The following is an 11,956-nucleotide window of genomic DNA, read 5'->3' on the forward strand; positions in this document are numbered from 1 at the left end:
CTGCCCGGCTTGCTCAGGATGTCGCACTTCAATGATGCTGAATCCAGTGATATGATTTCATTAATATGCTGAACAGAATTGACCTCTCCCGCGCGGACCTCAACCTCCTCGTTCTCTTTGAGATCGTGCTGGACGAACGCCACGTCGGCCGAGCGGCCGAGAGACTGAATCTGACGCCTTCAGCAGTCAGCCATGGGCTTGGCCGATTGCGCCGCCTTCTCAATGATCCGCTTTTCCTCAGAACGCCCAAAGGTGTTGTGCCGACGGCGCGTGCGATGGAGCTGGCCTCACCAATCGCGGACATCTTGGCGCGGGTGAGGAATGTCATCTCGACCGCCGAGCCATTCGACCCGGCGCACTCCACGCGCCGGTTTACGATCGGTGCTCCTGACGGGTGTTTCGGCGGTCTTCCTGCCGCCACTTCTGACCGAGCTGCGCGGGGCTGCGCCCGGCATGGACATCGGCGTGCGTCAGCTGCTTCCTGCGCCGGGGGAAACTTCGCCCGAGCGCGCTTGGCGCACTGTCTTTTCCGATTTGGAGACAGGCGCGATGGACATTGCCGTCATCCCGTCTGGCCATATTCCCACGCGCTTTCATGCGCGCAGCCTCTACGAAGAGGATTTCGTCATTGCGATGCGGGCCGGGCATGCGTTCGCGGATGATCCGACGTTGGAGCGCTATTGCGAGATGCAGCATCTGGTCGTCTCCTTCACCGGCGATGCATGGCTTCGTGGACGAGGTTCTGGCGACGCGAGGCTATTTGCGGCGTATAGCGCTAACCGTGCCTAGCTTCATGTTTGCTCTTGCGGTCGTTGCCGACACCCACCTGATCTCCGCACTGCCCAGAAGATTTGTCGCCATGCATGCGGCGCGGTTCGGAGTTGTAAGTCTGGACGCTCCGTTGCCACTGACAAATTTCCAGCTCAACGCCATCGCGCCGAGGGTCGCGATGGCGGATGCGGGGCTGGCTTGGATCTTCAATATGCTTGCGACCCGATCCAGTCTTTTGACCCTCTCTTCGCGATGCTGAGTGGGTTTCAATGCGAAAATGCGAGTTCCATTTTTGGAGTTTGGGCGCCACGAGTGTCCGAAAATTGTAGCATATTTCGGACATGCCCATAGTTGAGCCTGATACCAATCTTCGCTCGCGCCTGCTTGCCCGCATTGAGTCCAAACCCGACGAGGTCTGGACCCCCGGCGACTTCGCCGATCTCGGCGCGCGCGCCGCCGTGGACAAAACCCTGCAGCGCCTGGCAGCCGCCGGGGAGCTGCGCCGGATCGACCGAGGCCTCTATACCGGCCGCGCACGAACAACCTGACTGGCCGGGCCACAGTGCCGGATTATCGCGCTGTGATCCGCGCCGTCACGCGCCGCGATCGGGCGCGCGCCGTCATCGATATGACGGCCGCCAACGACCTCGGCCTGACGACCGCCGTCCCCGCCCGGATAGAAGTGCTGGTCGATGCGCGGTTGAAGCCAATCAAGCTCGGCACGCAGGAAATCCACTTCAAATACGCTGCCCCTAGCCGCCTCTATTGGGCGGATCGGCCGGGGATGCGGGTCGTCCAGGCCTTGCATTGGCTGCAGGACATGCTGACCCAGAAGGGCGAACGGAAGCGTATCCAGGCGACGTTGCGCCGCGTGTTTGCCGACCCCAAGCACGGCGAGGCCATTCGCGAGGATCTGCGCGCCGGTCTCTCCGCCGTGCCGATCTGGATGCAGGAGTTCCTCCGCGAAATCCTGAGGGCGGACCCGCACGAGGCGAAGCCATGAGCACCGATGCTTACCGCCAGATCATCGCGGCATCCCCACGTGACCGGCTCGACCTGTTCCTCGCCACGGCCAATCGGATCGGAGCTCCGGCAGGCAATGTCGAAAAGGATTTCTGGGTCTGCTGGACCCTCAATTCGCTCTACCACGAACGGCCTGCGGGGGAGCCACGGCTGCTTTTCAAGGGCGGGACGTCGCTGTCAAAAGGCTATGGCCTCATCCAGCGTTTTTCCGAGGACATCGACGTCACCGTGTTCCGCGACGACCTCGACGAGGCTGCCTCCGTCGAAGAGCTCGAGGATTTGTCGAACAAGAAGCGCCGCGCCAAGCTCGACGCCATCCGGGACGCCTGCCGTGCGTATATCACAGACCCTTGCGAGACTTCCTGATTGCTCAACTTGCCGACATCACGAACGGTGTCGGCCGGGTGGAGGTCGACGAAGCCGATGCCGATGGTCAGACCCTGCTGCTCTGGTATCCCGAGGTCGAGCCGCGTGATGGCGCCTATGTGCGACCGGTCATATGCCTCGAATCCGAGGCGAAATCGGCGCTCGATCCGAACCGCCCGATCGCGATCACGCCCTATGTCGCGGAGGAAGCAGCAGGCATTGATCTCACCGTCGCCGACGTGACCACGATCGAGGCGACCCGCACCTTTTGGAACAAGATGGTGATCGCCCATGGATTGCGCCGTTGGTACGAGCGGCGCGGCGAGTTGCGGCAGGCAGGTCAGCGGGTGTCCCGGCACTATTATGACCTGCATTGTCTTCTCGGATCCGAGACCGGAAAGGCCGCGCTCGCTGATCTCAACCTTGGCGCCGATTGTGCGGCATGCGCGAATGTTTTTCCACCGTCCCGACTATGACCTCGCCTCAGCAGTCCCGGCAGCTTCGCGATCGCGCCCGCTTCAAGATGGTGGACGCGCTCACGCGCGACTATGCCAACACGGCGGCCATGATCTTCGGCACTCCGCCGAGTTCGATGACATCTGGAATCAGCACGGCAGATTGAGCAGGACATCAACACCCATTCCTAGTCGCCTGGCAACGTCGCCGGGACATCATCTACGCGTTGTCGAGCAAATGGTCTGCTACGGCCGCGATGGCTTTCGCCGCCCTCGCGCTGTTGGCTGGTCTGTTCCAGGCACGTGGCGCCAAATCGAGCGCCTCCGCGCCCAACCCGTGTCGGCAGACGGTCCATGACGAAACGGACGACTTCCGCCGCGAGCTCCAGATCCTCCTCCGGGGCGCCTCCGAACCCGCCATGCGGCATCGCCTCGAAGACGTGGAGCTCCACCGGGGCTCCCGCGCGTCGTAGCTTGCGGTGAAGTCTCACAGCGTTGGAGAGGAACAGGTCGCGGGTTCCGCTTTGCAGGAACGTCGGCGGATAAGCCGGGTGAGCAGCCGGCCCCGGCCCGACATGGCGTCGCCCTGTATCTGCTCGGAAAGGCGCTCCGAATCGCGCTGGCGGATGTCCGCGGCTGCCTCGTCGACATCGACCTCGGCAAAACCCAAAGGCCTTCCGCTCCCATCAGATAGGCGATTGTCTCGCGGATCTGATACTCGACGCCCGCACGGATCAGCTCCACGGCATGTCCGCGATCATAGCTTCGCACCAGCAGTCTGGCCTGTGGAAATTCGTGCTGCGCCACTTCCACGATCTGCATCGCGGCCTTCGGATCGTCGATGCAGACCATAATTGCAGCCGCTTCTCTCGCACCGGGATGGCGCAGAACGTCCAGTCGGACGCCATCGCCGAAAAAGACCTTGAATCCATATCGGCCCGCATCGCGGATCGCCTGAAAGCGCCGTCAGAATCAAGCCGAGCACCACCGGGTCAAGATCCAGCCGAACCAGGCACACGCCCCCGCGGACGGCAACTGCCCGTTGCGCGCCGCCAGAAACGAGGCCCTGGCCGGGCTCGTTGCTCGCTGCCGTCAGATTGCACGGATGATCGCAGCCGAGGAGAAGCATGGCCGCACTACCATGGCAACGGCACCAAACACCAGCCAGCCAAAAGGAAAAAGACCGGCTGGAGAAGCTGTTGTTTCGCGGTTTCCGATCGCTTAGACTCAACTAGGCGACTTTGAGATCCTTCATCGCCTTTTCAACGACATCCTTGATCGGCCTGGATACATCTTCGGCAGCCTTGGTCGTCACGGCCTGAAATTCCTTGGCCTGCTCTACAGTCTGTTCGACCTGATTGCGCAAGAAGGCAGTTTGTAGATCGATGAACTCGGAGAGCGACTTCACGGCAACCAGGGCTTCGAGATGCGAGAAGCCGGCTTCGGCATTGGCGCGCAGGGCAGCAATTGACTTCAGCGACAGCTCGTTGCCGACGGTCTTGGCGGCTTCGAGGCTCGACCGCAGAGCCTTCTGGGTCGTCTCGGTGCCCGACGCAAACTTCGCATAGGCTTCTTGCGACTGCTCGACGCCCTTTTCGGCGACAGCGCGGAACTGGTCGGCAGCGATCGAAGCGTCGATGTTCGGGAATGCGGTATTTTCAATGGTGTCAGCGGTCTTGGCCATAGTTTCCATCCTTTCCGGTGGACGGCCTTTCACAAAAGCCGTCTCGTTCATTTACGAAACTGACGTTACGGCATTTATAGTGCATTGCAATATTTTTGTGCGACGCACCATCCCTCGTCCAGCGTTCCGAGGGGGCATGCATGCGGAGGGTAATGGACGCCCCTCCACCCTCGATGAGATTCGTATGTCAGCTTTGCACGATTCAAACGCGACCCTGACCCTAGACAGCGATCCGGAAAGAGAGAAAGCTGCCGACCCGTCCAATCGGCTGTTGCGGGAAAGGATTCGACTGCTCCAGGCCGTCATCGACAAAGTCCCAGGAGGCATATCCCTCTTTGATGATGACCTACGCGCGCACACCGACTACATGGCTTCGGTCACTCCGGTGCGAAGGAAGTCATCCTGTCCAATGCCAGCCATTTCGACATGCTTCAGGCGCCGGACGAATACAGCCAGGCTGGGCTCGATTTGACTGACGCCAAGTACCGGCGGCGTCCTTAAGCCACGAGTATCTGATTTCGGCTGTCGCGGACGGTGAATCCAGCCTCGTCTAAGGCGACCAGGCGAGACACCTGCGGCGGTAGGCTGACCCGGCGTGGCGCCTCCGACGCGCTTCGCAAATGCGCGGTCGGTGGCGATGACGAATCAATCCAAACGCGGGCAAGGATCCGTTAGGTGCAGACTCAGGAGAGGGCGGGGGCGCGCAGAGTGCTGAAAAATCTAAAGCTGACGATAGTGTTAAGAATGCGCCAAACGGATTGGAGAGTCCAGCTGCCAAAGAGAAGAAAAAAGAATCAGATAATTCCAATCCATCTAATTCGACAAAACCAACCTCTAATTCTTCAAAGAAATCCGAAGATAAGCCGGTAGAGGTTGCAGCAGGAGCACTAAAAAGGTCGCCCAAGAAACAGTAAAAGATCCCAAGAAAAGCTGGGAAGCCGCTAAGGCAGTATTTGCTTTTGTTCAATCACTGCTGGGAAATCCGCCTCCGGCCCCTGAGACAACCGATGCTCCAACACAAATCGAACAACCCGCCAATCAGAACCCATCAAATAGGCCAGGTCTTTCAGCTCCGCCCGATAAGGTTGGCACCCCCCCAACACCCCGCCCAGCCGAAGGCCAGGTCGCCGGCGTTGAAGTCGGTTCTTAGAGCACTCTGACTTTAACCGAAAATGGCTCCGAGAACCGACTTTCGTACAATGGGATAGACTCCGCCCCATTTCCTCGCACTCATGCATGTCCAATTGAACGTGGCTGAATCGGAAGGCGGAAAGAGAGGAAAAATGGATGAGGTTGCCGAGGAAAGAGAAAAATGGAAAGCTTACTTTTTGCCAAAGGCGGAAAGTGGCGACCCAGATGCCCAGCTCGCTGTTGGTACGGACTTTGCAAACGGCAAATGTCTATCCAAAGATCTAGGCCAGTGAGTATTGGCTCCGCAAGGCGTCCGAAAAGAAGGGCGAGAGGCCTCTTTTTTTGTGGATGAAGATACTCGTGCGAGCGCGCGACCCGCGCGTGCACGCGCTGTTCGCCGAAAAAAATGAATGGACTTTGGCCGCCATTTACTACCTGTATGGGTTTCAGCTGGTATCAGAAGGGAAGATTGAAGAGGCTAGAGTAAATTTTGAAAAAGGGATGAATAAAGGGAGTCTCTTCGCTGAAGGTCATTATTATAATTATAAGTACAGGTGGCCTATGCTGGCAAACTAAATGTTCCAAGAATAATATACATTGCTATAAAGGTTTTCCTTGTTGCCCGAGCAAATAGAGATGACGAACGCGTGATCCGTTGAATTTGCACCAGGAATTACGCAGGAATTACGGCACAGTGCACTTTTTGCTATGTTCGCCCGACCGTCCTTGTGCGGGTTGACTGCATAGCTCGCCTTCCCCGCATTGCTCGCATTGTCGTTCCGCCGCGCCACCTGACGCAACGACGTCGATTACTGTGACTGTGCACTTTGCTATGTTCGCACGGCTGTCGTTGCGTGTAGGAGATCGCATGGCTCGCCCCTGGAATAGAATTGCAACATCCGGATGACAGGAAAAAGAACCAGAAATTCGATGTTCAGCCGGACCAGACGCAAGGCGAGGAAAGCTCAAACAGTGACGAGACCAATGATGGCACTGAAACCAATGGCTCCGACTCTTCCAGCAGCCAAACCACTACGCAAACGCCATAGGTCAGATTTCGTAGCTCGACTTCTGGAACGGGATGCATCAAATGACTAGCGCTCGTTTTCAACTCAAAGAAATCTTAGATGGAATGCGGCCTCTATCCGCCCGAGAAAGAGAGGCCGCGCGCAGCTTGTTGCTCCGGAAAATCGAGCTCGTGGACATGGGCGATGATATTGTTCCCGATCGGAAGGTTTATGCTCCCAAGGCAAATATCGAAGCTCGGTTGCTTGAAGGGTGCTTGGGGATTCAAGGGCCAACCAATGGCACATGGACGGAAGAGATGTTCGATGCCTTTTTTCGCGAGCATTTCGTTGGAGGGTGTTATCTCTGGGTGGAACCTTTGGCCGAGCGTAGTCCGGAGCCGGTTTTTTGGGCGCCATACAGTCCAGAACGCCGAGATTGGCTATACGCCTATGCTAGTGAGCTAGGTATGCGGCCATGCGGGATGATGCGAGCGGATGGCCGCCTTGCAATTTGCGCCGATTTGGACTGCGACTTCACCTTCGTATTTGGCGACTTCGCTCTTGTCGAGATTTTCGATAAAGCTTTTGGTGGGCGGCAAAAGCTTTCTGAGGAATTTCTTGATTTCTTGGAAACAAATGAAGTGGACCTTGGGAAAGGAAATATCTATGAGTTCATGAAAGTATTCTTGCCAAAAATTATCGGCTGTGCGCGATAACTGCATCGACCGACTCGGTCCAAGGCTACAACTGTGTCACTGCCCAACGGTTGGTTCGGACACCGCCGTCACCCCATAGTGCCTGCCTATGGACAGTCTCAAATGCCGCCAGCAATTTCAGCGGCCACGACGCCGCTTCTGCGCGAACTCATCCTGGCATTTCTCGAAGTACCCCGTGCGGAGGCCGGCAGCGCCCGCGCCGAACGACTGGTCGCAGTCATTCTCGACCAGCTTCGGGCGAGTCCGGTCGCGCCGTTGTCTCTTCCCTCGCCGATATCCGAACGCCTCCGGGCCCTCGCCGAATACATCCGGAACGACCCGGGTGCAGACTGGCCGCTCGATGAGATTGCGTCATGCGCCGCCATGTCGCCGCGCAGCCTCCAGCGTCACTTCCAGTCGGAGACTAGCATGAGTTTTCGCGCCTGGCGGCAGCAGGCGAAACTCCTCAAAGCGGTGGAGTGGCTCGCCGCCGGCCGAAGCGTCGCGACATCGCCTTCTCGCTCGGCTACTCTGGCCCGAGCGCCTTCATCGCGGTGTTTCGCGCGGCCTTCGGTGCCTCTCCTGGAAACTATTTCCAAGAGCCATCTCCGGAAGCCTAACGCGCCGGACGCGCGGCGCGGCTTGTCGCTCATTCTCCAGCCTTCGCTTATCACCTCAGCCGAAGATTAGATTGGCACCCGGTTTCAGTTCGCCTTTTTGCGATTTTCTAAGCACGAAGCGTGAACATTTGTGGCCTCAGTAACTGTTATTCTTGTGGCAGCTTCGCGCCTGATCTCAGCCATTGCCACACACCCGTCCGTTTGCCGAAAGCGGACTCGCTGGTGACGAATTCGCACGGGAGGGCGCCTCCCAATATTTGCACCGCAATTGCCGCTAAGGGACGTTGGGAGAGCCGAAACGCGCAGTTGGCGTCCCAACAGAGCCCGAAAAATCGCTCAGGCGAAGAGATCCGCGATGGCGCGAGACCGCCGGAAACCTTTGCCGCGTTCCGGGCCGCGTTCGCCAAGGGCCGCTATTTCAACGACCACATCCGCAACAATTTCCGCTACCGTCTGGTTGCGAGCGATAGCGACCCGGGATGACCTGACCTGCCGGCGGCTCAATCGTCCTGTCGCTCCAACCGGCGGTTGGTGGACGCGTTGCCACCGTTGCGCTTAGGGTTGGTTACGGTCCGCGCTCACTTGGCAAGCCCAAACCCCCCCGCATCCCCCCGCCTGGTGCAAAGCGTTTGATCGGTCCCGCCGTTCTGGCAATGCGGCGGGACTTTTTTGCGGTCCGCTGCAAGAGTGATGCACGATGGACAGTGGTGGGGCACGCATTGACGAGATGTCAAGCGTTCAGGATTTTCGCTTCCTTGGCGGCGCTGAGAAATGCCACGCGCGCTATCTCCGGTGCGCTGCCGCCGCCGAGCACTTTCATGCACGCCATGCGAGCCTGGATGCGGCGCCCGGTTTCTCCAATGGGCCAGCGGCAAAGCAGCATTTCGGCGGCTTCGCGGGTGCTCGAAACACTGACTTTGCCGGAGGACAGCAAAACGGTCACGGGCTCTTCGAACGTGCCGACGTCTCGTTCGCAGGTCATATGCTGGTCTCCTTTCGCAATCTCCCCAAGACCTTACGGGTGAACCATCCGTTCCGTTGCGTCACGTTTGTCCCGGTGGGCGAACATTCTGTGAGGATGGGACCTCGTCCAGAGCGCAGGCTTGATCGCTCAGACTAGACTCGCCAACGCGTTGCGGTCCTCAAATGGCGAGAACCGTCCTTATCGTTACGAGCCCGCTATGCCTTGGTCAGTTGCCGGCGCTGATATCGGAGACCGAAGTCAATACTCATTTCTGGGGATGTCCCTTTGCAGTTAATTATGAGAATCGCATGTCAATCATTTCAGTTGGTTAGCTGTGCACTTAATTTGAAAACGTGCACTTAATTTGATAATCATACCGGGCCATTCGCATTTAATGTGAGAAGCAGCGTCGCAACGTAACGGGGTCGAATTTCCCGAAGACAGGGTATGAATATTCAAAGAATTCATGATCTTGACGCTGATGCGATTGCAGTTAAATTGAGAGTCCGGGCTGCCCCATTCTCGCAATTAATTGCCAAACCTAACCGAAGCGACCGAATTCTCATCATTAACTGCCAAGCGACACTACGTTGCAGTATCGTCGGATAAAGTCGGAGCGTTGAAAATTTATCCCTCACGCACAGTTCTCGAATTTACGATCCTCGTTCTTTTGCTACTCATGGCGTATCGGATCGCCTATCTTGTTGCGCGGAGTATATAAGCGCGTCCAAGACCATGCAGGGCCGGCGCCAAGGGGCAAGCGCCCATAGGAAAGCCCGCTGCCGGTTCGACAGCGGGCTTACAGGACACCCTTGGAATGTGCGGCTACATCCACGACCACACACGATCATAATCCACGATGAGCGGATAGTTCCCGACAATCTCCACCGGCTCGACTGCATCAGCGATTTCTAATAGTTGATGCTTGCGGCAGGTGGTGCCCTCCATCGTCTGCCGAAGATCGGTGTCCTCCGATCGGCCCGCGTCAAGTCATGTCGAAAAGGCTGTAGGCCAGCGCAGAAAGCAAATCGTTGGCGACTGTTGGCAGCTTCGCATGGATGCTGATCACTACAGCGACGCTCATCCCGGCGAAGAGCGAATCCAACTTGTCTTGGATTTTAACGATGACGTTGAAGAGATGATGATCGCTGCCGGTATCGATGAAGAGAAAGCGGCTTAGCTAGATTTCTTCCAGCGCGCCGCAGCTGCCGTTCTGGCAATCTCAGAGCGCTGTTCTGGCGTGAGTGCTTTGAGGCGGGCCTTGCCACCGATAAGCCCGCCCTTGCGGGCACTGGCGAGTGGCTTCTTGTCCTCAGTCTCGCCTGTCGCCAGATCGACAATCGACTTCGCCAATTGGTTTGGGTCGCGCGGGCGCTTGGGGACTTTAGGTCCGGTTGGCAACGTCATCCCCCTCCACGGCACGCTCAAGATCATACAGTTCGGTCAAAGTGCCGTCGCTGGCGTAAATGCTGAATTTGATATTCCCCGCTTTGAGTTCGCGCGCTTGGCTTACGACCTGCCTGCTGGACAAGTCGTTGATCACTAGGACGTTCGGCTCCTTGCCAAGTTTTATGGAATAACTCACCGTCCTGCTTCCCATGCGTTTCGCTAAGCATATAGGAGTTCTGCCCGAACCGCGACAAGCGCGGCGTCAAATTTCAAACTGACCCACTACCCGATCTTGCAAGCGAAGAACTCGGCAAGGCGACGCTCGATGAGCGGGTGATGGCAGCGATGCGGCGGGTGCCGCGGCATCTCTTCGTTCCAGCCCGGGTCGCCCCTTATGCCTACCAGGACATGCCGCTGCCGATCGGCTTTGATAAAACCGTCTCGCAGTCCTTCATCGTCGCTCTCATGACCGATTTCCTTGCACCGCAACCGCACGAGGCGGTACTCGAGATCGGCACCGGCCTGGGCTACCAAACCGCAATTCTCGCGGAGCTCGCCGGGCAAGTTTGGAGCGTCGAAATCATCGAGGAATTCGCAAGCCATGCCGAGGCTCTCCTGCAGGGCCTCGGCTTATCCAATGTCGGCATTCGTGTCGGAGACGGGTCGCGCGGCTGGCACGAGCACGCCCCATTCGACAAGATCCTGGTCACGGCGGCGGCTGAGCAGACACCGCCGGGTTTTCTGAAGCAACTCAAACCGGGGGGACGCCTGGTTCTGCCTTTGGGATCTGAAGAAGCACAGTTTCTGACTATCATCGACAAGGATGCGGCAGGGCAGCTCGGGACTCGGAAACTCATCCCGGTTCGGTTCAGCCGGCTCGAAACGGTCTAATGAGGGGTGCGGCTGCGCGGAGCCGTGCTGGAAGATCAGGATAACGCGCGCCGCATCGACCACACGGGCGCTGAATGGCATCGCCGATCTTTTGACGTCCATGCCCGCTACTCGTGGAGCACGCCTGCAGCCACCGGTCGCAGCCGCTGGCGATCATGCCGGCGCGGTCGTATTGTGCGCTTCTCAAAGACCCTTATCCAGCCTACTGTGTGCCTACCAGAGGGCAAATGGGTCGCTGATCTGGGAAATGACGGCCAAAGGCTCAAGGAATTCGCCCAGTGGCCAACACGTGGCGGGCAGGAGGTAACGATGGATCTCAAGGACAGGCGCATCTGGTACGGCGTGGTGGCCGTGATCGTGGTATTGGTCGTGATTGCGTATGCGGCTGGTTGGTTTGGCGGCACACCGATACCAGCGCCGCAGCAGTGAGAGCGATCGTCATTCTCGCTTGGTGGCAGCTGACTGGTCAGTCTCTAAAGGTCGAAGGAAGGGATCCGTGATCGGCTGTTACGCTGGTTCGGCTACCATCCTGACGACGCACAGCCTGGACCGTTTTTGAGCGCAATCCGCAACACTCCGCCATCGGGCCGGGTAACTTCGACAATGGTTTCGACGCGAACAGACCCAAGGTTGAGCGACGATCCTGTCCCAGGTCCACCCGGTCCCGAACCGGCACAACGCGCCACTTGCCGCCATTCATCGTTTGGCCAGTGAACTGTCGCTTTCGATGCACAGCGGTCGTTCCTGGCAACGCGCGCCGCTCGCGCGCTGGCGAGCAGCGGCCCTCGCCTTTCTTGCACAGGGGTGTTCTATGGCTGCCCGAGAGGCTTCGCCTCCCCCGCCTCGCATTCCGACAGTCGCACAGGTTTGGCGAGTTTCGCCAGCGCCTCGGGCTTGGCGCAAGCCGGAAAGCCGGCGAGCGGCATTGTTTCAATAAACCGGCTGCGCTCTTTAGTGCTC

At 58.4% G+C, this 11,956-nt stretch carries 14 protein-coding genes and 4 pseudogenes; 11 read left to right on the forward strand and 7 right to left on the reverse strand.

The window, feature by feature from the left end; all coding sequences use genetic code 11:
* The first annotated feature begins 65 nt into the window (after positions 1 to 65).
* The 5 genes and pseudogenes from NKI54_RS33285 (at position 66) to NKI54_RS33305 (ending at position 2,636) form a co-directional block, all read left to right on the forward strand.
* Positions 66 to 1,030 (forward strand): annotated as a pseudogene (locus NKI54_RS33285) (LysR family transcriptional regulator).
* A gap of 82 nt (positions 1,031 to 1,112) precedes the next feature.
* A complete protein-coding gene (locus NKI54_RS33290; RefSeq protein ID WP_352693938.1) occupies positions 1,113 to 1,319 on the forward strand; it encodes a hypothetical protein in 207 nt (68 codons plus the stop codon).
* A 32-nt stretch (positions 1,320 to 1,351) separates the two neighbouring features.
* Positions 1,352 to 1,774: a DUF6088 family protein gene (locus tag NKI54_RS33295; RefSeq protein WP_352693940.1), complete on the forward strand. Its 423-nt coding sequence runs from the start codon at positions 1,352 to 1,354 to the stop codon at positions 1,772 to 1,774.
* Entirely contained in the window at positions 1,771 to 2,160 is a 390-nt protein-coding gene (locus tag NKI54_RS33300; RefSeq protein ID WP_352693943.1) for a nucleotidyl transferase AbiEii/AbiGii toxin family protein, read from the forward strand. The genes NKI54_RS33295 and NKI54_RS33300 overlap by 4 nt, the downstream gene beginning before the upstream one ends.
* Positions 2,145 to 2,636 (forward strand): nucleotidyl transferase AbiEii/AbiGii toxin family protein, encoded by a 492-nt coding sequence (locus NKI54_RS33305; protein ID WP_352693944.1) that lies wholly within the window; start codon positions 2,145 to 2,147, stop codon positions 2,634 to 2,636. The genes NKI54_RS33300 and NKI54_RS33305 overlap by 16 nt, the downstream gene beginning before the upstream one ends.
* Before the next feature lie 167 nt (positions 2,637 to 2,803).
* Here the strand turns inward: NKI54_RS33305 and NKI54_RS36625 are convergent, their stop codons facing one another.
* The 4 genes and pseudogenes from NKI54_RS36625 to NKI54_RS33325 all read right to left on the reverse strand — a co-directional run bounded on the left by NKI54_RS36625 (position 2,804) and on the right by NKI54_RS33325 (position 4,308).
* The gene (locus NKI54_RS36625) at positions 2,804 to 3,106 is read right to left on the reverse strand and encodes a hypothetical protein (protein ID WP_502898295.1); all 303 of its coding nucleotides are present in this window, start codon (positions 3,104 to 3,106) and stop codon (positions 2,804 to 2,806) included.
* Positions 3,103 to 3,285 (reverse strand): hypothetical protein, encoded by a 183-nt coding sequence (locus NKI54_RS33315; protein ID WP_352693946.1) that lies wholly within the window; start codon positions 3,283 to 3,285, stop codon positions 3,103 to 3,105. The genes NKI54_RS36625 and NKI54_RS33315 overlap by 4 nt, the downstream gene beginning before the upstream one ends.
* Positions 3,286 to 3,383: 98 nt before the next feature.
* Positions 3,384 to 3,566, reverse strand: a pseudogene (locus tag NKI54_RS33320) (NAD-binding protein); the annotation flags it as partial.
* A 280-nt stretch (positions 3,567 to 3,846) separates the two neighbouring features.
* Complete coding sequence (locus NKI54_RS33325; RefSeq protein WP_352693948.1) at positions 3,847 to 4,308, reverse strand: phasin; 462 nt, start codon at positions 4,306 to 4,308, stop codon at positions 3,847 to 3,849.
* 1,274 nt (positions 4,309 to 5,582) lie between these two features.
* Between NKI54_RS33325 and NKI54_RS33330 the strand changes: the two genes are divergently transcribed.
* The 4 genes and pseudogenes from NKI54_RS33330 to NKI54_RS33345 all read left to right on the forward strand — a co-directional run bounded on the left by NKI54_RS33330 (position 5,583) and on the right by NKI54_RS33345 (position 8,235).
* Positions 5,583 to 5,723, forward strand: coding sequence for a hypothetical protein (locus tag NKI54_RS33330; protein ID WP_352693950.1), 141 nt, complete (start codon positions 5,583 to 5,585; stop codon positions 5,721 to 5,723).
* 797 nt (positions 5,724 to 6,520) lie between these two features.
* Positions 6,521 to 7,153 carry a hypothetical protein gene (locus NKI54_RS33335; protein ID WP_352693952.1) on the forward strand — a complete coding sequence of 211 codons (633 nt, stop codon included), beginning with the start codon at positions 6,521 to 6,523 and terminating at the stop codon, positions 7,151 to 7,153.
* Between the two features lie 123 nt (positions 7,154 to 7,276).
* Positions 7,277 to 7,752 (forward strand): annotated as a pseudogene (locus NKI54_RS33340) (helix-turn-helix transcriptional regulator); the annotation flags it as partial.
* Positions 7,753 to 8,058: 306 nt separating this feature from the next.
* On the forward strand, positions 8,059 to 8,235 hold the full coding sequence (locus tag NKI54_RS33345) for a KTSC domain-containing protein (protein ID WP_352693954.1): 177 nt from the start codon (positions 8,059 to 8,061) through the stop codon (positions 8,233 to 8,235).
* A gap of 247 nt (positions 8,236 to 8,482) precedes the next feature.
* On the opposite strand, the gene NKI54_RS33350 is transcribed toward NKI54_RS33345, so the two are convergent.
* Entirely contained in the window at positions 8,483 to 8,734 is a 252-nt protein-coding gene (locus NKI54_RS33350) for a DUF982 domain-containing protein (RefSeq protein WP_352693955.1), read from the reverse strand.
* Between the two features lie 1,036 nt (positions 8,735 to 9,770).
* Here NKI54_RS33350 and NKI54_RS33355 point away from each other — a divergent pair.
* A complete protein-coding gene (locus tag NKI54_RS33355; protein WP_352693957.1) occupies positions 9,771 to 9,896 on the forward strand; it encodes a hypothetical protein in 126 nt (41 codons plus the stop codon).
* Here NKI54_RS33355 and NKI54_RS33360 read toward each other — a convergent pair.
* Both NKI54_RS33360 and NKI54_RS33365 read right to left on the reverse strand, forming a co-directional pair.
* Positions 9,893 to 10,069, reverse strand: a complete 177-nt coding sequence (locus tag NKI54_RS33360; protein ID WP_352693959.1) for an RNA-binding protein — start codon at positions 10,067 to 10,069, stop codon at positions 9,893 to 9,895. The two genes, NKI54_RS33355 and NKI54_RS33360, sit on opposite strands and share 4 nt — an antisense overlap.
* Before the next feature lie 31 nt (positions 10,070 to 10,100).
* A complete protein-coding gene (locus NKI54_RS33365; protein ID WP_352453889.1) occupies positions 10,101 to 10,301 on the reverse strand; it encodes a hypothetical protein in 201 nt (66 codons plus the stop codon).
* A 92-nt stretch (positions 10,302 to 10,393) separates the two neighbouring features.
* Here NKI54_RS33365 and NKI54_RS33370 point away from each other — a divergent pair.
* Positions 10,394 to 10,996: pseudogene (locus NKI54_RS33370) on the forward strand (protein-L-isoaspartate(D-aspartate) O-methyltransferase); the annotation flags it as partial.
* Positions 10,997 to 11,956: the final 960 nt, after the last annotated feature.

The organism is Mesorhizobium sp. M0663 (assembly GCF_040320585.1).
Taxonomy (GTDB): Bacteria; Pseudomonadota; Alphaproteobacteria; order Rhizobiales; family Rhizobiaceae; genus Mesorhizobium.